The organism is Actinotignum schaalii FB123-CNA-2 (genome assembly GCF_000411135.1).
GTDB lineage: Bacteria > Actinomycetota > Actinomycetes > Actinomycetales > Actinomycetaceae > Actinotignum > Actinotignum schaalii_A.
Window position 1 is genome coordinate 43,572 of the sequence record NZ_KE150264.1, and the last position, 21,536, is coordinate 65,107.

The 21,536-nt window shown below is 60.9% G+C and carries 17 protein-coding genes and 1 tRNA gene; 13 read left to right on the top strand and 5 right to left on the bottom strand.

The annotated features are described in order from the left end of the window. The first annotated feature begins 132 nt into the window (after positions 1 to 132). The 3 genes from HMPREF9237_RS08470 to HMPREF9237_RS08480 all read left to right on the top strand — a co-directional run bounded on the left by HMPREF9237_RS08470 (position 133) and on the right by HMPREF9237_RS08480 (position 4,371). Positions 133 to 1,650 carry an alpha/beta hydrolase gene (locus tag HMPREF9237_RS08470; protein ID WP_016443333.1) on the top strand — a complete coding sequence of 506 codons (1,518 nt, stop codon included), beginning with the start codon at positions 133 to 135 and terminating at the stop codon, positions 1,648 to 1,650. A 523-nt stretch (positions 1,651 to 2,173) separates the two neighbouring features. After that, positions 2,174 to 2,249 (top strand) — tRNA-Thr (locus tag HMPREF9237_RS08475). Between the two features lie 1,213 nt (positions 2,250 to 3,462). Beyond that, positions 3,463 to 4,371 (top strand): GIY-YIG nuclease family protein, encoded by a 909-nt coding sequence (locus HMPREF9237_RS08480; RefSeq protein WP_039899271.1) that lies wholly within the window; start codon positions 3,463 to 3,465, stop codon positions 4,369 to 4,371. Positions 4,372 to 4,426: 55 nt separating this feature from the next. Here the strand turns inward: HMPREF9237_RS08480 and HMPREF9237_RS08485 are convergent, their stop codons facing one another. The 4 genes from HMPREF9237_RS08485 to HMPREF9237_RS08500 all read right to left on the bottom strand — a co-directional run bounded on the left by HMPREF9237_RS08485 (position 4,427) and on the right by HMPREF9237_RS08500 (position 7,874). Then, positions 4,427 to 5,173, bottom strand: a complete 747-nt coding sequence (locus HMPREF9237_RS08485) for an amino acid ABC transporter ATP-binding protein (RefSeq protein WP_016443336.1) — start codon at positions 5,171 to 5,173, stop codon at positions 4,427 to 4,429. Further along, positions 5,166 to 5,834, bottom strand: a complete 669-nt coding sequence (locus HMPREF9237_RS08490; RefSeq protein ID WP_016443337.1) for an amino acid ABC transporter permease — start codon at positions 5,832 to 5,834, stop codon at positions 5,166 to 5,168. The genes HMPREF9237_RS08485 and HMPREF9237_RS08490 overlap by 8 nt, the downstream gene beginning before the upstream one ends. A 20-nt stretch (positions 5,835 to 5,854) precedes the next feature. Beyond that, positions 5,855 to 6,634 (bottom strand): transporter substrate-binding domain-containing protein, encoded by a 780-nt coding sequence (locus HMPREF9237_RS08495; protein ID WP_016443338.1) that lies wholly within the window; start codon positions 6,632 to 6,634, stop codon positions 5,855 to 5,857. A gap of 88 nt (positions 6,635 to 6,722) precedes the next feature. After that, positions 6,723 to 7,874: a trans-sulfuration enzyme family protein gene (locus tag HMPREF9237_RS08500; RefSeq protein WP_016443339.1), complete on the bottom strand. Its 1,152-nt coding sequence runs from the start codon at positions 7,872 to 7,874 to the stop codon at positions 6,723 to 6,725. A gap of 487 nt (positions 7,875 to 8,361) precedes the next feature. Between HMPREF9237_RS08500 and HMPREF9237_RS08505 the strand changes: the two genes are divergently transcribed. The 3 genes from HMPREF9237_RS08505 to HMPREF9237_RS08515 are packed head-to-tail and all read left to right on the top strand — an operon-like array spanning position 8,362 to position 11,816. Next, complete coding sequence (locus HMPREF9237_RS08505) at positions 8,362 to 8,883, top strand: PadR family transcriptional regulator (protein WP_016443340.1); 522 nt, start codon at positions 8,362 to 8,364, stop codon at positions 8,881 to 8,883. After that, the gene (locus tag HMPREF9237_RS08510) at positions 8,880 to 9,620 is read left to right on the top strand and encodes an ABC transporter ATP-binding protein (protein WP_016443341.1); all 741 of its coding nucleotides are present in this window, start codon (positions 8,880 to 8,882) and stop codon (positions 9,618 to 9,620) included. Before HMPREF9237_RS08505 ends, HMPREF9237_RS08510 begins: the two co-directional genes overlap by 4 nt. A gap of 3 nt (positions 9,621 to 9,623) precedes the next feature. Beyond that, a complete protein-coding gene (locus tag HMPREF9237_RS08515; protein WP_016443342.1) occupies positions 9,624 to 11,816 on the top strand; it encodes an FtsX-like permease family protein in 2,193 nt (730 codons plus the stop codon). Positions 11,817 to 11,884: 68 nt separating this feature from the next. On the opposite strand, the gene HMPREF9237_RS08520 is transcribed toward HMPREF9237_RS08515, so the two are convergent. Then, positions 11,885 to 12,133: a CopG family transcriptional regulator gene (locus tag HMPREF9237_RS08520; protein ID WP_016443343.1), complete on the bottom strand. Its 249-nt coding sequence runs from the start codon at positions 12,131 to 12,133 to the stop codon at positions 11,885 to 11,887. Between the two features lie 524 nt (positions 12,134 to 12,657). Here HMPREF9237_RS08520 and adhE point away from each other — a divergent pair. The 7 genes from adhE (at position 12,658) to HMPREF9237_RS08550 (ending at position 21,506) form a co-directional block, all read left to right on the top strand. Then, entirely contained in the window at positions 12,658 to 15,570 is a 2,913-nt protein-coding gene (gene adhE, locus HMPREF9237_RS08525; protein ID WP_016443344.1) for a bifunctional acetaldehyde-CoA/alcohol dehydrogenase, read from the top strand. A gap of 113 nt (positions 15,571 to 15,683) precedes the next feature. Continuing rightward, on the top strand, positions 15,684 to 15,836 hold the full coding sequence (locus HMPREF9237_RS09545) for a hypothetical protein (protein ID WP_154653577.1): 153 nt from the start codon (positions 15,684 to 15,686) through the stop codon (positions 15,834 to 15,836). 160 nt (positions 15,837 to 15,996) lie between these two features. Continuing rightward, positions 15,997 to 16,734 (top strand): phosphoglyceromutase, encoded by a 738-nt coding sequence (locus HMPREF9237_RS08530; RefSeq protein ID WP_016443345.1) that lies wholly within the window; start codon positions 15,997 to 15,999, stop codon positions 16,732 to 16,734. Positions 16,735 to 17,084: 350 nt separating this feature from the next. Then, positions 17,085 to 18,791: an anchored repeat ABC transporter, substrate-binding protein gene (locus HMPREF9237_RS08535; protein WP_016443346.1), complete on the top strand. Its 1,707-nt coding sequence runs from the start codon at positions 17,085 to 17,087 to the stop codon at positions 18,789 to 18,791. After that, on the top strand, positions 18,788 to 19,894 hold the full coding sequence (locus HMPREF9237_RS08540; protein WP_016443347.1) for a choice-of-anchor M domain-containing protein: 1,107 nt from the start codon (positions 18,788 to 18,790) through the stop codon (positions 19,892 to 19,894). The genes HMPREF9237_RS08535 and HMPREF9237_RS08540 overlap by 4 nt, the downstream gene beginning before the upstream one ends. Then, positions 19,882 to 20,640: an anchored repeat-type ABC transporter ATP-binding subunit gene (locus HMPREF9237_RS08545; protein WP_016443348.1), complete on the top strand. Its 759-nt coding sequence runs from the start codon at positions 19,882 to 19,884 to the stop codon at positions 20,638 to 20,640. The genes HMPREF9237_RS08540 and HMPREF9237_RS08545 overlap by 13 nt, the downstream gene beginning before the upstream one ends. Beyond that, the gene (locus HMPREF9237_RS08550; protein WP_016443349.1) at positions 20,637 to 21,506 is read left to right on the top strand and encodes an anchored repeat-type ABC transporter permease subunit; all 870 of its coding nucleotides are present in this window, start codon (positions 20,637 to 20,639) and stop codon (positions 21,504 to 21,506) included. Before HMPREF9237_RS08545 ends, HMPREF9237_RS08550 begins: the two co-directional genes overlap by 4 nt. Positions 21,507 to 21,536 lie beyond the last annotated feature (30 nt).

Sequence of the window (21,536 nt, forward strand, 5' to 3'; positions counted from 1 at the left end):
AGTATCACATTTAGTGTGTCAGAGTATGTGCACCCGCGCAATGCCTCAGACGCGAAAATTTAGTAATTGCACGGCTAGCGAAATTACCGCGGCCTCCTGCCTATTATCAGCTTGCTCCCGTACGCTAGACACGTGAAAAGAACTCTTGCTGCTCTCGGCGCCGTGCTGCTTTTAGTCTCCGGGTGTGCCAATAATGCCCTGGTGCGTGGCGGCACCCCCGATACTTCTACCGGCGCGCTACCGGAGTACCCGGCGCAGCTCGCCCGGTTCTATGAGCAGCGGGTGGAATGGACCTCCTGCGGCAAAGATCAATGCGCTCGCGTTCAGGTTCCCATGAATTATGAGGACCCGGAGGGTGCGACCATCGAATTATCGATGCGGAAACAAGAGGCGAGTGGTAGCGCCGTCGGCTCGATTTTTATTAATCCTGGTGGCCCGGGGGGTTCGGGGCTTGATTTGCTGCCCACGGCTTCGATTTCTCTGGGCAAGGATGTTGTCGAAAAATACAATGTCATCGGTTTCGACCCGCGCGGTGTGGGTGAATCGACCCCGATTACCTGTTTCACGGATGCGGAATTGCAGCAGCTTGTGGATACTACCTATCCGGATTCCGATCCGGAAGCGGATGCCAAGCAAGCCGCGGATGCGCAGCGGGTGGCACAGCGCTGCAAGGAGAAAAACGGCGAATACCTCAAGTATGTTGATACCCGTTCGGCGGCGCAGGATTTGGATGTGTTGCGCCACCTGGTGGGGGATCGTTCGCTCAACTACCTGGGCTATTCTTACGGCACTTTCCTCGGGGCGCAGTATGCGGATCTCTTCCCTGCTCAGGTGGGCCGCATGGTGCTCGACGGCGCCGTCGATACCACCCTGGGAACGGCTCGCCTCGCCACCGATCAAACGCGTGGTTTCGAAGAATCCGCGCGTCGTTTCGTGGAATGGTGCCAGCAGGAGCAGGGTTCGCGCTGCCCGCTAAAGGGAAGCTCGGATGAGGGTATCGCGCGCATGCGCGCCATTATTGACGCCGCAACCACCACCCCCATTCCCACCGGGAACCCGAATATGCCGCTCACGGGAGCCCAGGCGCTATCGGCATTTACCATTCCGTTCTATAGCAAGATGCTGTGGCCGGTGCTGATGGAGGGGATTTCCGAGGTTGATAAGCAGAATAAGGGGACGGTTCTCCAGCTTATCGCTCTAACGGGGCAGAGCCGCGATCCGAGCGATGGGCATTTCCTGGATAATTCCACGGAGGCGAATTGGGCTATTAATTGCGCGGATTATCGGCCCGCAACGGATGCGGAACTAGAGGAAGCTTCGCGGGCCACCAAGGACGGCCCGCTGCTGGGGGATGCTTACGCGGGTTCGGATCTGTGCCAGGTGTGGCCCGCCCAGGCGAAGGAAAATCCGGGGCCTTTCCGCGCGGCCGGTGCGGCTCCCATCGTCGTGATTGGCACCAAGTATGATCCGGCTACCCCGCAGGCTTGGGCCAAGTCCCTAGCCGAGGATTTGGAATCCGGCGTGCTGGTGACCTGGGAAGGCGATGGGCATACTGCTTTCGGGACCGCGGGCCGGTGCATCGACGATCCGATTCGCCAGTTTTACCTGACCGGAGCCGTTCCGGAGAACCTCAATTGCCCGGCGCGTTAGTGCGGTGAACGACCGGGATGAACGGTCGTGGCGTGGGCTTCATATCGGCCTATCGTCCCAGGTCATCGTGGAATTACTGCAAATTTCACGATGTTACGGTTCCGTAGTGAAGTTGTGCGCATAAATAGGGAACGCAATTCTTTGCTCCCTTAGCGCCGGGGCGTTATGCTTGTATGTGCTGATGTGGCCATTCTTGAATGGGCTTTCAAGCAGGGCTGATCGTCAAAAAGCTTTATAGACCTGAGCCGCCGGTTGTGGTGGTCGGTGTGCTCATCTGGGGATGTTGTAATCCCCATGTTGCTCCCCGAGGCGAGTTCATGTGACTCTCGCCCCGGGGAGCAACACTTTTCTTTACGCGCTTTTATTTTTTACGACGCCGCCGCGCCTGCCGCTGGCGGCCCTGCCCGACTCTCAACGTTCGCTAGCTCACGGCGCCGGGGTTTGCGCGCCCGCGCGCTAGCCGGGTAGTATGCATCTGTTGCCTTGTGAACTGGCCGCCCGTGCGGCTAGCCGCCGGTAGCGTGCCACCTTAGCTCAGTCGGCAGAGCGATTCACTCGTAATGAATAGGTCGAGAGTTCGATTCTCTCAGGTGGCTCCAGTTAGTGTTTATGAATCAGCCGCCCGCAGATAGCCACTGCGAGAGGAACCGCGAAAAGCAGAAGTAACCCAAGAGATATCGGTGGCATCTCAAGTGCGTGTGGGAACAGGGCCCCGCACCTGGCCGGTGAATGCAATAGCAGGCCAAGAGTGATGGAGGACAACGCTGAAAATAAGGACAGTTCGTGCTTACGCGTAAGCGTTCCAACTAATGTGAGAGATACGAGTGCGAATAACAAGCAGGCTACAACCAAAGCAGTGATGGCGCCGCTCCTGAGGAAGAAACCGGTCAATGTCGTCAGGAAGCTCATTTCTAATACGGATGCAAAAGAAGTAGTAGCTACACTTGCTTCGACCACGCAATAAAACAATCCGATGGCAACAAGCTGGGACGACGCTATAAGCGTGACGTACTTGATTAGAATCGCGATTCTTGGTGGAAATAATGGCCGGTGCTCGCGATTACGCTTGTCCAACTCGCACCCCCGTATCATCGCGAGCCTACTGCCGTGCCTTGCCGCCGGCTAGAATAAGTCCCACATTAGGGCTTAAGCGCCGCCAAGGGTGCGACCAGCACGCCGTCGTTACGTCGATAAGTCACTTGAGTTCCCGTGACTACAAGCAAGAATGCGGGTTCGCCCTCGTGGGAGGTATTGATCCGTTGTGCGAGCTTTTTGAGGTTGCCGGCAGCTTGGTCGATTGATTGTTCTCCCAGTTTCACCTCAACCAAGGCCCAGTGTCCATCATCTAAGACCAGGACGGCGTCGGCCTCTAAAGCTGTTTTATCGCGATAGCGATAGACCTGATCACCTAAGGCGTCAACATAAACCCGTCGACCATGCGCGCACGGCGATTCGAAAAGAAGCCCAAAAGTTTCTCAATCGGTCAAAAGTTGCTTCGGGGTGGCGCTGAGCATAACGGTAGCTAGTGGTGGAACGCAGAGATTAGATAAGGCGGGTTGAAAAGCCGCCCATATGGATAGCCCTCCTTTCACTACGTTATGGCATGTCAACACGCCAATTGTGCAAGTTGGACCGTTTTCGTTGTGCAAGTTGGACCGTTGTGAGGGGGGCACGGATGCCCACGGCACACCCAAGATCCAGCTACCCGACCCGGTAGCCACTCGCCAGCGCGTCTATAATTCTTGCATTAGTAACGTTATTGGGAACTTGAAGGTTATCCGGAACCGGGAACTCACGGAAGGCACTGGTGGCATGGCACGCGGCAAAGCGATTGAGCTGTTCTTGGTGGATGGCACGCCCGGCGGAATTATGACGGCAAGCATCGCGGACTGGACGGGCGTCGTCGTATCTGCACGCCGCGACCAATTATCGGAACTGCTGCGGCGCGAGGATGCCCACGGTAACGGCGTCTATCTCCTCCTCGGTGCGGACCCGGACGCTATCGACAACACCTGGTGCTATATCGGCAAAACCGAGAATTTCAGCGAGCGCCTCCGTACCCACGACCAGCGCAAACCGCAGTGGAACCGGGTCGTCATTATCGGCAGCATGCAAAAATCTTTCAACGAAGGGCATTGGGGCTACCTGGAGTCGCGCCTCGTGGATATTGCTCAGGCGGCCGAACGTTGCTCCATGCCCGATAATAAGCAGGTCCCGCGGCTGCGCAAGCTTTCGGAGGGGCAGCAGGCTTCGGCGGAATCTTTCCTGGATAACGTCAAGGTGATTCTCCCGATTCTCGGCGTGAATGTGCTGCGTTCGCGCTCAACAATCCCCGCGGCTCCCGCTCCTGAAACGCCCGCCGCCACCTCCACGCTCTTCCATCTGCGCCAGGCCAATAAAGGTGTTGATGCCACGATGCAGCTGGTGGATGGCGAGTATTTCGTTCTCAAAGGTTCGCGCGTCGTCGCCGAATGGCACTTGCGCGGCGCCTCCGAATCGACGCTCCGTTCCTACACCAACTACGCCGCGCTGCATCACAAGCTCGTTGACGATGGTTCCATAAAACTTTCCGACGGCACCGCGGTTCTCACCCGCGATATTGCTTTCGGCTCGCCTTCCACCGCGGCCGCGGTGATCCTAGGGCGCTCCTCGAACGGCCGGCGCGAATGGCTCGCGGATGACGGCCGCACGTTTGGTGAATGGGAAGCGGATAACGCCTAGGAACGCGCGCGGGTGCGCGCCATAGTAGTACGACGACGCCGCGCCTGCCGCGCTCCTACAAGTTTTCTGATGGGGCGTACACCGATAGGAATTTCACGATGCGCTCGTTCTTCGAGGTGAAGAAATCTTCCGGGGCGCCCTCGTACTGGATGTGGCCCGCGTCCAAGAAAACCACCTGGTCTGCCACGCGCCTGGTGAAATTCATATCGTGGCTCACCACGATGAGGCCCTGCCCCTGGCTGGCCAGTTCGGATAGAACCTTGGAAACCTCGGCGGCGAGCTCCGGGTCCAGCGCGGAGGTAGGCTCATCGCATAGAAGATACTTCGGGCGCATCGCTAGCGCTCGGGCGATTGCTGCCCGCTGGGCCTGGCCGCCAGAAAGCTCGGCAGGATAAGCATCTGTTTTCGCGCTGAGGCCAACCCGCTCAAGTAATAACTCGCTGTCAGCGCGCGCGGCTTTCTGGTCTTTTCCGTGCAGCCGCGGGGCGAGTTCAACATTCTCGCGGACGGTCAGGTGCGGGAATAGATGAAAACCCTGGAAGACCATGGCAGAGTGCGAACGAATTTGTTCCTTATCTGCGCGTGTTACCTGGGTGGGGAAGGTCAGTGAGAAATCCTCAACCCTGATGTGCCCGGAATTCGGAATCTCCAGCAGGTTCAACGTGCGCAGCAGCGTGGATTTACCGGAGCCGGATGGGCCCACGATCACGGTGGTCTTGCCGGGTGAAAAGCTCGCGGTCACGCCTGCTAAGGCGTGGGTATCACTGCCGAAGGTTTTAGTTAGGTCTTTTATCTCAATCATTTTTCACCACGTACTTAGAGGTTGTCTTTTCCAGGTATGTCTGCAGCCATGACAGCAGCGTGCAGATTGCGAGGTAAATCGCCGCGACTTCAACGTAAAGTATCAAGGGTTCATAGACGCGCGCGGTGATCTGCTGGCCGATCTGGAAAACGTCGGAAATAGTGATGACGGAGGCTAACGAGGTTGATTTCACCAGGTTCACGAATTCGTTGCTGATAGAGGGCAGCGCGATTCGCCAGATCTGCGGGCCAATGATGTGCCGCAGTGTTTGCCAATGTGTCAGCCGCAAAGTGGCGGCGGCCTCCCATTGGCCGGACGGGATGGAGAGCTGTGCCCCGCGGATTCCCTCGGAGATATACGCGCCGGTGTTGAGCGAGAAGGTGATGATCGCGGCCAGCCAGGCCGATAGCGTGATGCCAACTTTGGGCAGCCCGAAAAAGACGATGAATAGTTGCACGAGAAGCGGGGTGCCGCGGAAAATCCACACGTAGAACCACGCTATGGCCCGAGCTATCCGGCTCTTCGATAGCCGCAGCTGGGCGGTAACGATGCCCAGCACGAGCGCTATCGCGAAAGAAATGAGGGAAAGCGGAATCGTAACTTTTAACGTGGCTTCTAAGAGTTGCGGAAAAGACTCGAGCCATAGCGTGATCGTATTCATGACGTACCTTTTATGTGGGCTTAGTTAGGCGAAATATCTTCGCCGATGTACTTCTCGAAAATCTGTGCGTAGGAGCCATTGCTGAGGCCCTTCGCAATAGATTCGTTCAGCTTTTCCTTGAGAGGATCAGCGCCCTTGGCCAGCATGACCGAAATTTGTACCGGTTCGCCACCAGGAACTTTGATTCCGTCCAGATTGGTAGCGGTGGTCTTCTTCAGGAAGTCAGAAACCGTCACCACGTCGTTAACTGTGCAGTCTGCCTGGCCGTTAATGACCAGCTGGGTTGATTCCGAAAAACCTTGGGTGGGAACGATCTCGGCGCCAGCTGCGGCGGCAGTTTGGCCGTAGTCAGAAGACGGCGTCTGAGCGCACTTCTTGCCTTTCAGATCTTCCAGCTTGGTAATGCCGGTGCCCTTTTTCACCAGAATCTCGGAACGAGAAATAGCGTAAGGCGCGGTGAAATCATATTTCTTCCGGCGCTCCTCGGTCGGGTTAATGTTATTGATGACGATGTCATACTTACCCGTGTCAAGGCCGGCGATGAGGGAATCCCATTTTGTCTCAACGAATTCGGGTTCAACGCCAAGGTCTTGGGCTATGAGCTTGGCGATCTCCACTTCAAAGCCCACCAGCTTGCCTGTCTTATCATGGTAGCCGTAAGGCACGAACGTGCCTTCGATACCTACTTTGATTTTTCCAGTTTCTTTGATCTGGGCGAGCGAATCTTTTTCGGCTCCGCAACCGCTCAAGACGGTCACAGCGGCAAGGCCGGCAGCCAGCACCTTAAATATTTTCTTCATTGTGGTTCCCTTACTTGATGGTTGGGGTGATTATGGTTCCCTTACAGAAGGGTGGAGTAATCAATAGTTCGGATACTTGTTGGTTCCCTTAATCGATAGCGGATAGGGCGTTTTCTAGGTCGGCCTTGAGATCGTGAACGTCCTCGATGCCAACGGATAAGCGCAGCAGGCGATCAGAGATGCCTGCCTTTTCGCGTTCTTCCGGGCTTAGATTTTCGTGGATCATGCTTGCCGGGTGGCAGATGAGAGTTTCCACGGAGCCCAGGGAAACCGCGAAGCGCATAAGTTTCAGATTCTTCGCGAAGGCATGGAAGTCGATACCTTCAGCGAGCTCGAAGGCGAAGAGCGCGCCGTCGCCCTTCGATTGCCGCGCGTGAATTTCCTTTTCTTTCGCGGAATACCAGCCGGGAGCCAATACCCGCGAAACTGCTGGGTGATGCTCGAGGTAGTCCCGCAGGATTGCGGCGTTTTCTTGCTGCCGGTCGAGCCTGATAACAAGCGTTTTCAACCCGCGCAGAATCGAATAAGAATCGAAGGGGGAGAGGGGATTGCCCAGCGCTTTGGAGGCGATTTTCAGGCTGGCGTACCAGGCATCGTCGTTCGTTAATATGAATCCCGCTAAAACGTCCGAATGCCCGCCAAAATATTTCGTTCCCGAGTAAACAACGGCATCTGCGCCCAGATCCAAGGGCTTTTGCAGGTATGCGGTAGAGAAGGTGTTATCAACAACAACCTTGGCATTAACTTTTTTAGCTAACGACGCGACATGAGAAATATCGGTCACCCGCAGGGTGGGATTGGTGGGCGATTCCAGAAATACCATCGCGGTATCCTCCGGAATCTCGGTCAATTCGTTGAAATCATCGACGAATTCGGCGGTTATGCCGCGGCGAGCGAAAAATTCGTCCACCAGTAGGAAAGTGCCTCCGTAAACCGATGAGGTAAGTAAAACCCGATCTCCTGTTGTGAGAGAGGAAAAGACCGTCGCGGTAGCAGCCATCCCGGTGGCAAAAGCCAGCGCGTGCTCGGCGCCTTCCACGTACGCAACCGCGGATTCCACAGAGCCTCGGGTCGGGTTGGAGCTGCGTTGATATCCGTACGGCCCCGCTGAACCATCGGTGGGTTGCTCGAAGGTGGAGGCCAAATAAATAGGCGGGATGACCGCGCGGTACTGGTCATCCGGGCGCGATGCGGAGTAATCGTTAACAACTCGGGTGGCAAAAGATAGGTTTTTAGGCATAGTTAATCCATTTTTGGGTGTTTTGGGTGCGTGAAATGACGGATACTGCTATCCGAAAAATAAGGGAATTGTGCCCACTACGGGCGATGCGGTGATAAGAATGCGCTAGCTGAATTTAGCGGGACATGCACATTCGCATGCACATACACATGCAGGTACCCATAGCCGTGGAGGCGGATACGAATGCAGCGGTGTTGTAAGCCATGGTCGAAAGGGTAATGGCAAATTGCGCGAGACGCAAACTGAATGAGGAAAACCGTTTGTGGCTTTCAACTCGTTGAGCTGCGGTAATAGCGACGACGCCGCGCCTGCTGCGCCGTGTGCCCGTTTGGCGATCACCGCAACCCGCCCGGCGCACCTGCTTTCGCTCCGACTCTCCCTTGCGCCCCTCACCTCTTGCGCCCTCGCACCTCTTGCGCCCTCGCACCGGCGGCTATACACTCGGTGACTAGTAGGACTAGTTACTGAGTGAATAGTTGGTATCGGAATGGAAGTTCAGTACGCATTCCTCGGTTTGCTTACCCGTGAACCGAATTACGGCTACGAGTTGAAAAAACTCTACGACCGCTACTTCGCGGGGGATAAGCCGATTCTGGCCGGCCAGGTCTACGCCACTCTCGCGCGTCTGGCCCGCGATGCCAAAGTGGAGCAGGTGGATGATCGCGAAAGTTCGGGTGGCCCGAGCCGCACCCGCTATGCTCTCACCACCACCGGGGAGCACGCCCTGCGCGAATGGCTGACCACCCCGGAAGTCCCGGCACTCGCACTTCAAGAGGACCTCTATTTTAAAACGATTCTCTCCCTCCTCGTGACCGGAGACGCTTCCGGCTACCTCAAAGCGCAGCGCGCCACCCACCAACAGCGTATGCGCGAACTCACCACCCGCAAACAGAACGCTGCGCTGGCTGAAAAACTCCTTCTCGACAGCGCGATTTTCCACATCGAGGCTGATCTGCGGTGGATCCAGGTGACCTCCTCGCGCCTCGACCAGCTCAAGGAGGAGCTATGAGCACTACCGCCATGACTGTCACCGCTACGGGCGCACCAAGCGCGAGCGACACCATTCTTTCCGCGCGAGACCTCGTGAAAAGCTACGGAAAAACCACGGCCTTGCGCGGTGTCAGTGCGGATATTCGCCGCGGGGAAATCCTGGCCATTATGGGCCCTTCTGGCTCGGGCAAATCCACCCTCCTCCACGCTCTGGCCGGTATTGAGCTTCCCGATAGTGGCACGGTTACCTACTTCGGCTCAGCCCCGGCGGATGCTGAGGGCCAGCCTCGCGAACTCACCACGCTTTCCGATAATGACCGCACCCGGTTGCGCCGCGAAGATTTCGGCTTCGTTTTCCAATTCAGCCAGCTCGTCCCCGAGCTCACCGCCCTGGATAATATCGCGGTGCCGCTCCTCCTGGGTGGCACCAAGAAGCGCGCCGCCTACGCCACCGCCTACCGCTGGCTCGAACGCGTCGGCCTGGCGGACCACGCAAAGGCACTACCTGGCGAAATGTCCGGTGGGGAAGCTCAGCGCATCGCCATCGCCCGCGCGCTCTGCCCCCACCCCAGCATCCTTTTCGCTGACGAGCCCACCGGCTCTCTCGATTCCCTCAACTCCGAATACGTCATGAGCGGACTGGTGCACTTGGCCCGGGAACACGCCATGACCGTCGTCCTCGTCACCCACGAACCGACCATCGCCGCCTACGCGGACCGCGAGATCATCGTCCGCGACGGAATCCTGGAGGCGTAACCGATGCGCGTGGCCTGGAGCGTGGTACGCCAATCCCTCACTCGAACCAAGGGTCGCCTCGCCCTCATTACCGGCGCGGTTGCCTTCGGAACCGTCCTCTTGCTTGCCTTCGCAGCTTTCACCCACGCGACTTTTGATCGCACCGCCGAATCCTGGGAGGCAGCTGTTCACGATGCACCCTATGTTTCGGATCTACCCGCAGCTGCGGCGTCGTCGCATATAAAAATGTATCGCCCCGGTATTGATGACCTCGCGATGATCGGTGGGGCGCAGGTCGAGGTTGTGTATGTGGACGCGGCCGGGGTAAGCAATCCGGCGCAGCTGCACGGCATCACCTGGCCGGGGCGCGGGGAATATCTGCTCTCGCGCGGTACCCGCACCCTGCTGGAAACCAGCGCGAATCCCGCGGTTGCCAACCGCTTCGGGCGCGTGGATCGGGGCACGCTGCCCCGGGAACTGACCAACGGCCCGGACGACCTCCTCGCCGTGGTGGGGGCGGATTTGAGCGAGGTGGCCGATGCTCGCAGCCTCGCGTCCTTCGAGCCGGCCGGCGCCAGCGGAAGCGACCCGAATTTCATTCTGCTTCTCATCGGCCTGGTGGTGCTGCTTTTCCCGGTGCTTTTCCTTATCTCGATTTCGGCGGCGCTCGGCAGTGCCCAGCGCGAACAGCGCTACGCCACCTTGCGCCTGGTGGGTGCAACCACGCGGCAGGTGCGCGGCATTCTTATCCTCGAGGCCCTGGTGGGAGCGGCGGCCGGGTACGCGCTGGGTGCGGCGCTTTTCGCGGTGGCGTGGCCGCTTCTCGCGGAGATTCCGCTGGCGCGCGGGCGCTATTGGGCCGAGTCCCTCGCGGTCACGCCGCTAGCCTACGCGCTCGCCGCGCTCGCGATTATTGCGATGGTGGTGGGAGCGAATCTGTGGGGGCTGCGGCGCATTGAGGCCACGCCCCTGGGGGTGGTACGACGCCGCCGCACTCTCACCCGCCCCTCTCCGCTCAGTTTTGCCGGTATCGCGCTGGCCTGCGCGATCTTTGGCTACCTGTATCTCACCAGCGAGCCGGATAACGCCACCGGCACCGAACAAAATCTCTTCCTGATTGCGCTGGTCATCATGATGCTCGGCCTGGTGGTGGCGGCACGCTGGCTGATTTACGCGCTGGCCGGCCTGAGTGCACGCTGGGCACGGCGGGCGCCCATGATTATCGGCCAAAAATACGTGCGGGCGCATTCGGGGCGGATCGCCCGTTCGGTTTCCGGGGTGATCCTCGCGCTTTTCGCCGGTACCTTCTTTATTACCACGGTTTCCGAGGTGGATTTCCTGGGCGCGCAGGTGCCGACCGTGGCGGAGAAAATGCCGAGCACCACCGCGGTGCTCGCCAACCTCAGCCCGGAGCAGGCCGAGGCCGCGGCCCGGGCGATTCCCGCGAATGTTCCGGGGGCGCGGGCCCTCACCGTGCCCTATCTCGCGCGGTCCTGGGTGGTGCTTCCCTGCGAGAGTGCTGCCCGCGCCGTGGGACTCATGTGCCAGGGCAGTGGCGTGGTGGGCGTGAACTTTTGGGATTTGGCGGATGCGCCGGGCGCCGTCGTCGAAGCTCCCGATGCCACGCAGTTAGCCGAAACCGTGCAGGGAAGTTACAACGCGTATATTTCCGGGGAGGCGAGCGCGGTGCTGCTGGAGCTGCGCGAGCCGGGCGATATTGAGGCCGTGCGCACGGTCCTCATGAATGCGCAGCTTACCGAGCCGGGCGGCGTGTATGTATTCGCCGGTGGGCGCGGCATCGCGGTGGCGGTGGATAAGACCGTGGAGACGATGACCTACCTGGTCTACGCCGGAATTGCCCTGACGTTTGCGGTGGCGATTGTGTCGCTGCTGGTCTCGACGTACGCGGGGTTATTGGAACGACGTCGCTCTTTGCTAACCCTGCGCCTGAGCGGCATGCAGGTGCGCCAGCTGGCCGCCATGCTCGTGGTGGAATCGGTGCTTCCGCTGGCGGTGATCGCCACGCTCACAACGGCGGCCGGTTTCGGCACCGGCTGGCTACTCATGGAGATGCGCTCGGTCTCCCTGGATGCCTCTTTCTCTCCCGTGCTGCTGGTGGCTTTGCTGGCCGCGCTGGTGCTTTCCCTGCTCGCTGTTCTAGCGCTGGTGCCCGCGCTGCGCCGGGTCAGCGAGCCGGCCAATAACGCCCGGGAGTAGCAGTCAGGAGTCGCGCGCCGGGTTCATGTTCGATGCGTGTTTTCTGGCTGAGGCATGAAGTGAAATTGTCATGCTAAGACGGCTTCGCGAATCAGTTCGGACCGTGTTACATTGAGCTCCCGAGCGCGAGCATCAATGGCTTTAATTTCCTCTGGCGTGAAACGGACGGCAACTACCTGGCTGGGAACGGCGCCTCGCCCGGGGCGTCCCCGTCCCCGTTTGGTAAGAGTGTCAACGTCGTAGCCGGCTTCCGCTTCAGCGGCCCATGCTTGTATTTGTTCTTCGGTAACCGGTGTGCCCTTGATCTTTTCGGTCATGCAATTATCGTAATACGGAAATGGCATCCCGCCAGCGGCGTGAGCGGAGCCTCGCGAAGCTCCATCCCACCCGCCTAAGCACCCCGCGCCCGGCTAGCGCCGTCGTGAAAAAAATAACTTTGCGGGCTGCGAAGAAGGGGACATCAGTCCCGCGAAGTTGTCTGACTTTTACTTTTCGCGTCGCGCCGCGCGCGCGAACCGCGATTTTCTGAGGAATTTTCAGGGTTTTTCAGCGCTTTTCCCGCCCGCAAAACCGCAGGTAACGGGCAGAAAGTCCCGACTTTCCCCCGATCCGTCCCGCGGCGCGCCCGGTGCGAGCTGCGCTACAACGCAAGCATCTTTCATTCGCTAAAGTAAAGGCGCGAGCGACGATGGAGCCGGCAACCGGCATCACGGCTCGTACGGAAACGCGCATGGTTCGTCAAGAGCCAGCGTCGTTCCCGCACCGCGGTTATCCCGTGGCGTGGGGCAACGCTATATGCCGAAGGTGACACAGGCGCGGATCCATTGGGAGAAAGCGAACTATGGCTACCACTCAGCAAACTGGTGACCGCACCAACGTTGGTGACATGATCGATCGCTTGGCATCGCAGGCAATATCCGCCCTTGAAGAATTCGATGCCTTCGATCAAGAAAAGATTAATGCGATTGTGCATGCGATGGCCCTTGCCGGGGTTGATCAGCACATGGTGCTCGCCAAGGCCGCCATTGAAGAAACAGGCCGCGGCCTCTACGAAGATAAGTGCGTCAAGAATCTTTTCGCCACGGAATATATCTGGAATTCCATCAAGTATGACCGCACCGTGGGTATTATCCGTCAGGATAAGCAAAAGGGCATTATCGAAATCGCTGAGCCCGTGGGCGTGATTGCCGGGGTGACGCCGGTGACCAACCCGACGTCCACCACAATGTTCAAGTGCATTATCTCCATCATGACTCGCAATCCGATTATTTTTGCGTTCCACCCCAGTGCGCAAAAGTCCTCGGCGCTGGCCGCACAGGTCATGCTGGACGCCGCGATTGCCGCCGGAGCCCCCGAGCACTGCATCCAGTGGATCGAAACTCCTTCCTTGGAAGCCACGAAGACCCTGCTCAACCACGATTCCATCTCCCTGGCCCTGGCCACCGGAGGAGCGGGCATGGTGGCCTCCGCCTACTCCACCGGCAAGCCGGCCCTGGGCGTGGGCCCGGGTAACGCTCCGGTGTACGTACACAAGACCGCCAAGATTAAGCGCACCGTTAATGACCTCATCCTCTCGAAGACCTTCGATAACGGCATGATCTGCGCCTCCGAACAGTCTCTCGTGATCGACGCCTCGATCCGCGAGGAGCTCCTGGCCGAATTCGAGCGTATGGGCTGCCACATCGTCACCCCGGAAGAGAAGAAGGCCCTGGCTAAATTCATGGTCAAGGCTGATGGCACGATCAGCGCTGACGTCGTGGGTATGAATGCGGACCGCATCGCCGAAGGTGCGGGCATTGATGTTCCTACCGGAACGAAGATCCTCCTCGTCGAGCTTGAGGACCTCGGCCCCGAAGAACCCTTCTCGCGTGAGAAGCTGTGCCCGGTACTCGGCTACACCACCGTGGAAAGCGATGCCGAAGGCTTCGACGTGGCCGAAAAGCTGCTGCGTTTCGGTGGCTTGGGCCATACCGCGGTTATCCACACGGAAGATAAGGACGTGGCGCGCGAATACGGGCTGCGCATGAAGGCCTGCCGCATTATCGTCAACGCTCCTTCCGCGCTGGGCGGCATCGGCGACGTCTACAACGGCCTCATCCCGTCCATGACGCTCGGGTGCGGCTCCTACGGGCGGAATTCCGTTTCGCATAACGTCAGCGCCGTCGACCTCATTAATATCAAGCGAATCGCGGAAAGGCGTAACAATATGCAGTGGTTCAAGGTTCCGCCGAAGACGTACTTCGAGCGGTACTCCACGCAGTACCTGCAGAAGATGCCCGCGATTTCGCGTGTCTTCATCGTCACCGACCCGGGCATGGTCATGAACGGCTACGTGGACGTTATTATCGATCACCTCAAGGCCCGCCGGGACGACGTCGCCTGGAATATCTTCCAAGACGTGGAACCCAACCCTTCCTCGACCACGGTGTTCCGCGGGGCGAAACTCATGGAGGAATTCCAGCCCGATTGCATTATCGCCCTGGGCGGCGGTTCTCCCATGGACGCCGCGAAGGCCATGTGGCTCTTCTATGAACATCCCGAATCCTCGTACTTCGGCATGAAGCAGAAGTTCATGGATATCCGCAAGCGCACCTACCGCTTCCCGAAGCTGGGGCGCAAGGCGCAGTTCGTGGCCATCCCGACTACCTCGGGTACCGGTTCGGAATGTACGCCGTTCGCGGTTATCACCGACGCGGAAACCCACGTCAAGTACCCCTTCGCCGATTACGCGATTACTCCGAACGTGGCGATTGTGGACGCGCAGTACGTGGACTCGGTGCCTGCCCGCACCGCGGCTGATTCGGGTATGGACGCGCTCACGCACGCCATCGAATCCTATGTCTCCACGATGGCCAGCGATTATACCCGCGGCCTGTCCATCCGCGCCGCCCAGCTCATTTTCGCCAACCTGCGCAAGTCCGTGCTGGAAGGCGATATGGAAGCCAAGGAAAAGGTCCACAATGCCTCGGCTATGGCCGGTATGGCCTTCGCGAATGCGTTCCTGGGCATTGTCCACTCGCTTTCGCACAAGGTTGGCGGTGAATTTGATATTGCGCACGGTCGCACCAACGCGATCTTCCTGCCGCATGTTATTCGGTACAACGCTACCAAGCCGTACAAGCACTCCATCTTCCCGGCCTACGAGCACTACCGCGCCGACGAAGACCTCGCGGAATTCGCGAGCTACATGGGCTTCCCGGCCTCGACCACCGAAGAGGGCGTACAGTCCCTCATCGACGAGGTCACGAAGCTCGCTGAGGATCTCGGTATTGAGATGAGCCTCAAGGCTAACGGGGTGACCTGGGAAGCGCTCGAGCCCAAGCTTGACTGGCTCGCCGACCGCGCCCTGGAGGATCAGTGCACCCCGGCCAACCCGAAGGCCCCGCTCGTCTCCGAGCTGCGCACCCTCATTATCGACGCCTTCGAAGGCGAAGTGGGCTACACCGCCTCGCGCGGTGTGGACGTGCTCGCCGACCTCGGCACCGGTGAGGCGGCACGCCGCAAGGCTGCGAAGACGCGCAAGGGTGAATCCACCCGGCCTTCGGCTTCGCAATCGGCCACAAACGCCCAGGTAGAGATCTATGATCACAAGGCCAAGGCCAGCCTCGAGCACGCCGAAGCCGATCAGGATGATCCCGCCGTTGAAGAACTCGTCGATACGCAGCTCGAGGGCGGTTCTTCCGCGAAGGCTTCCGCGAAGGGCGCCAAGGCGGAGAAGAAGAACGACGGCGCAGCTGAAGGCGCAGCGAACTAAGCCGGCAGAGCCAGCCTGGCAGGTGGCGGGCGCCGGGGACACGCAGTCCGGCGCCCGCCGCGCTAGGCCTCAAGGCTCGCCCGCGGCGAGCTTCCATCGGTAGAGTGGGTAAGGTGAAGAAGAAACTACTGACTGTGGCGGGTGCGCTGCTGTGTTCCCTGGCTCTGGCCTCGTGTTCCTCGTCCCCTTCGGATAACCCCAGTTCCGACCCGAGTTCCTCGGGCCCCGGATCCTGCTCGGTGGAATCGAACGCGCCGGGTTGCTAAGCGGCTGCTCGGCAGTCAATCGACTGTCAAGCTGCTGGTGGCCCAGTCCGCGCACGCGGCCGGCAGTGATGCCGGGCGCGGGCGCACGGCGTCGTCGTTCCCCTTTAAGTTCTAGGCAAAGGGCGTGGTAACCCGCGCCGTGACATGAAAGAATAACGATATGACCTACACACTGGTATTGCTCCGCCATGGCGAGAGCGATTGGAACGCAAAGAACCTGTTCACCGGTTGGGTTGATGTGCCGCTCTCGGAGAAGGGGCGTGCGGAAGCCGCTCACGGTGGCAAGCTCCTCAAGGAGAACAACATCCTCCCCGACCTCCTGTTCACCTCGCTGCTCCGGCGCGCGATCACCACGGCGAATATTGCCCTGGATGAATGTGATCGCCACTGGATCCCGGTGCAGCGTTCCTGGCACCTCAACGAACGCCACTACGGCGCGCTGCAGGGCAAGAACAAGAAGGAAATCCGCGACGAATACGGCGAAGAACAGTTCATGCAGTGGCGCCGCTCCTACGATGTTCCGCCGCCGGCCATTGAGCTCGGTTCGGAATGGTCGCAGGATCAGGATCCTCGCTATGCCGGTGAACCGATCCCGCGTTCGGAATGCCTCAAGGATGTGCTCGCGCGCGCGCTGCCCTACTGGGAATCCGATATCGTCCCCGCTATCAAGACCGGGAAAACCGTCATGATCGCGGCGCACGGCAATTCGCTGCGCGGTATCGTTAAGTACCTTGATGACATCTCCGATGATGACATTGTGGGCGTGAACATCCCCACCGGCATTCCGCTGGTGTACGAGCTCGATGAGGAAACCCTCAAGCCCGTCAAGAAGGGCGGCACCTACCTCGATCCCGAAGCGCAGAAGAAGATCGCGGAAGTTGCCAACCAGGGCAAGTAGTTCGCAAGTAAGTCGCAGTCTCTAGCGCTGAATTAGAAGGCTAAGAGTCAAGCAGGGCTCCGGTCAGACCGGGGCCCTGCTGCTGTTAAGTACGGGCGGGTGCGGTGCGGCTTCCCGCGCGCACCTTCCGCGCGCCCGCACCGCGCCCCGCTATGAACTCAGTCACGGCTTCGCGGCCGGGACTTGTCCATCCCCGCCCCACCCCCTACCATTGAGCTGGTAATGATAACGGTTATCGTTACCGCTTATGGGCGGCTCGGCCGCTGCCTGGGAAGCGCCCGGTTACATGCCGAGCGCAGCGCCGCCGCCCGGCGGCCTGGATTCACGTATCCGGAGGTGTGTGTCCGAGCATGAGGAAGCTGCTACCCGCCATCGCGTCCATCGTTGCGATGGTCTGCCCTGCCGGTATCCCTTCCGGTGGGAGCCAGGAAGCGCTGGCGGGTAGTGTTTCGGCCGCGGGAGTGAGGACCCGCGCCGAAACTGGCGATCGGAACTCCGATGCGCCACGGGTAGTCGCCTCCACTCCGATACTCGCGGACCTCGCCCAGAACGTTCTGGGCGAGCGGGGTGAGGTGACCTCCCTTGTGCCGCCCGGGGCGGACCCGCATTCTTTTGAACCGTCACTGCGGTCATTGCGGGAACTGGCCCGGGCGGACATCGTCTTCTCCAACCAATTGCTGCTGGAAGACCAAGCGCTGCTCGCCACCATGGATGCTACCAGGCGCCCCGGCGTGAAGAACGTCGGTTTGGGTGAGGCGGCCGTCGCATACGGCGCGCGCCATATTGCACTTGTGGAGGATGCGGCGCTCAGCACTGTGTGGCTCGGTTTCCGGGCCGGTGCACCGGTTGCGCCCCAGTCGCAGGAGGGGAACGACGCCGCACCGTCCGCTTCCACCACCTCCGCTCCCATTGTTTCGCTGCGCGCGCTCTCGGTTACCGGCCCGGGCACCCTCGCCGCTTTCACCACCGGAACGTTCGGGCAGCCCAAGGTCTATATCGATTCCTCGCGTGACGAACTCGGGCACGTGGATCTTCCGGCCCAGGCCCATACCCATATGTCCTGGGCTTTTTCCGCCCCCGGTATTTACGAATTGCGCATGCGCGCCGAAGTGCAGGAAAACGGGCAGAGCCGCAGCCTCGGGGAAGGAACAGTGGTCTTTGCGGTCGGGGTGGACCCGGCCACAACCGGGCGTAGCCGCGTGATCGACGCCGGCCACGTGGATATCACCATGGCCGATAGCGGCGCCATTACCCTGCGCGGGGAAATCGAATCGGCCCGCACCACCGAGGTATCCCCGGATAGCGCGGTCATCGCGGTCCCGCACACCGTAGCCACCCATATTCCCGGTGAGCCCGCCTGGCGTTTCCTGGGGCGAGCCGGGGATACCAGCTGGGTATTGGCTCAGGCGGTTCTGGGGGAACACGTGCACGGCGATGTTGATCCGCACCTTTGGCTGGATGCCTCCAATGCCGTCGCTTACGTGGAAACCATCGCCGCCGAGCTCAGCGCCCTGGATCCCGCCGGCGCCCCGACGTACGCGGCGAATGCGCAAGCCTATATCGCCAGATTGCAGGGGCTGGATGAGTGGCTGCGCGGCGTCGTCGCCTCGATCCCGGCGCGGCAGCGCAAGCTCGTGACCGCGCACGATGGCTTCGGCTATCTGGCCCGCGCTTACGGCCTGGACACGGTTGGTTTCGTCACCCCGAATCCGGCGCTGGAACCCTCCGCGCGCCAGCTCGCCAATCTCACCCACACGCTCATGGACCTGCGTGTTCCCGCTGTTTTCGGGGAACCGACCACGGCGTCGCACGCCGGAGAGCTGCGGGCGGTGGCAAGCGCGGCGGGCGTGGCGGTCTGCCAGCTCTATTCTGATTCTTTCGACGGCGCTGCCACCACCTACGAAGCCATGATGATTGCCAATGGCCGCGCCCTGAAAAACTGCCTCGACCCGGGCGCACTGCCGGCCTGGCCTCCCGATTACGAGGTGCCGCGTCTGCCCCTGGCAACCGCTACCGATCAGCTTCCTGCCACCGAAACCACGAAGGACAACTCATGACTCGATTTGCCAACGTCCGCTCTGTTTGCGCACGCAGTCTCGCCGCGCTGGTTGTAGCTGCGCTCAGCTGTGCCCTGGTGCTGACGCTGCCCGCGCGCGCCTTCGCCCATCCGGACCCGGCACCCACCGCGCCTGGCTCCAGCACCGCGGTTGACCCGGCCCTCACCCAAACGGTGAGCGGGGATGAACAGCTGGCCCCGGCCGGCACCCCGGTGGAGATCAGCTCCGGTCACGTGGATATGGGCCCGCGCCTGACGGATGCCGGTTGGGATTTCCTGGTGCGCGATGATTCGGGTGCCGCGCCGGTATGGCGTTCCGTGGATGACGTGGTCTTCCGAGTGGGGGATGCAGCCCGCATGGAGGTGCCCGCCACCGACGCCTACTCCTTTATTCATGCTTCCGGCCCCGCCTACGTGATCCCGCAGCAGCAGCTCGCTGACGTGGTGTGGTTGGGCTGGAATACTCAGGATCCCGGCGTGGTCAGCCGCGTCAACGGGGATGTGGCCCTCACCTACGGCGGGCACGCCGGTGAAGGCCAGTTCACCGCCTTCGTCGATTCGGGGAACTTCTCCGGACCCACCCTGCTGTGGAATTCCGAAGTGGCCACCTCGCAGCCGGTCCACGTTTCCCTCAATACCCACACCCACGCCAATTGGGTCTTCACCCAGCCCGGCGTACACCTGGTGCGCCTGACGGTATCCGCCCAGCTCACGGACGGTACCCAGGTGGAGAAAACCGTGACCTTGCGTTTCGCGGTGGGGGCGAATACTTCTGCCGACGCCGCCCGCGCGGCCCAGTGGCCCAGCGGCAGCGATGGTGCAGCTGCCACCGGCTCGGCCGCGGATAACGCCCGGGCGGGGCAATCCGGCGGCGGTCAATCCGGTACGGCGCAATCGGGCGCGAACGGTGCCCAGAACCCCGCTGGCGGCGAAGCGGAGATCCCGCTGCGCTGGGTTGTTATCGGCTGCGCCGGTGCTGTGATTCTCATTGCCGCCGGCTTTATCGGGGCGCGTGCTTCACGCCGCCGCCACCAGGCCGCCGCGCTCGCAGCCCGTACCCAGACCCGCGATAGCGCGGAAGGGGAGGAATCGTGCCGGCATTAACGGTCCGTGACCTGGCGGTTGTCCTCGGGGGAGTGCGGGTGCTCCGCGATGTCAATCTCGAGGTGGCAGCCGGTGAACTCGTTGGCCTCATCGGCCCGAACGGCGCCGGGAAAACCACCCTCATGCGCAGCATTATGGGGCTGCTCACGCCGGCAGCGGGCACGATTGAGGTGCGCGGGGAGCGGGTCCGGCCCGGCCGCCCACACCGTGCCATCGGCTACGTGCCGCAGTCGCGCGCAACCCAATGGGGTTACCCCATGAGCGTGGAAGAACTGGTGGCCACCGGCCTCGAACGCCGCGGGCTGCTCGCCCGCACCCGCCTCGGGCGGAACGCGTGGGAAAAGGTCTATGCCGCGCTCGATAGGGTCGATTTATTCGAGATGCGGCGTCGGCCCATCGGGCAGCTTTCCGGCGGGCAGCAACAGCGCATCCTCATCGCGCGCGCCCTTGTGCGCGACCCGGCCATCCTCCTCCTGGACGAGCCCTTTACCGGACTTGACCACCCCACCCAGGATTCCCTGGCCGATCTTTTCCTCTCGCTGCGCGCCGGCGGGGCCGGAATTATTATGTCCACCCACGACCTCACCCAGGCCGTCGATATTTCCACCCGGGTGGCCCTCCTCAATCGCACAATTATCGCGGCCGGTCCGCCCGCCGATATCCTCCGCGCCGACCTGTGGATGGAAACCTTCCAAGTGCGGGCTTCCTCGCCGCTGCTGCGCGTCCTCGGAATGGTGAAAGCATGAGTTTCTTCGATTTTCTAGCCGATTTATCCAATCCGGTGCTCGGCTTCCTCCCGCGCGCGCTCCTCGTTGCCATGCTCTCCGCGGTCGTGTGCGGGGCGGTGGGCGTACACGTGGTCCTGCGCGGCATGTCCTTCCTAGGAGATGCCCTCGCCCACGCCGTTTTCCCCGGTATCGTCATCGCTTTCGCGCTCCAGGGTTCCATTCTGGTGGGCGGAGCGGTCGCGGGCGGCGTCGTCGCCCTTCTTATCGCGCTCGCCTCGCAAAACCGCAACCTGCGCGAAGACTCGATCATCGGCATCTTTATGGCCGCGGCTTTCGCTTTCGGCGTGGCGCTCATCGCGCGCATCCCCGGCTATACCGGGTCCCTCGAATCTTTCCTTTTCGGTTCGCTCACCGGCGTGGATAGCTCCGACGTGCTCACGTCCGCCATCGTGGCCGCGGCCGTGCTTCTTTTCCTCGCCGTGCTCCACCCGGCGCTGCTCTCCGTGAGCGTGGACCGCGATTTCGCGCGCGCCACCGGCACCCGCGTCCTGCTTGTGGACGTGTGCCTCTACCTCACCGTGGCGCTCGCGGTGGTCATTTCCGTACAGTCCATCGGCAATATTCTGGTGCTGGCGCTGCTCGTCACCCCGGCCGCCACCGCCCGCCTGCTGACCGACCGGGTGGGCACGATGATGCTGCTCGCCCCGCTCCTCGGGTGCGCCAGCGCTTTCGTGGGGGTGTGGCTTTCCTGGGCGGCGGATATTCCGGCGGGCGCGGCTATCGTGCTGGTTACGACGGCGCTTTTCGCCCTCGTGTGGCTGAGTGTTCCGGTGCGTGGGAAACTGGTGCGGGCCCGCACCGCACGCGGTAGCGACCGCGCGTAGTACAGGCCCGTACGACGCCGCCGCGGCCAG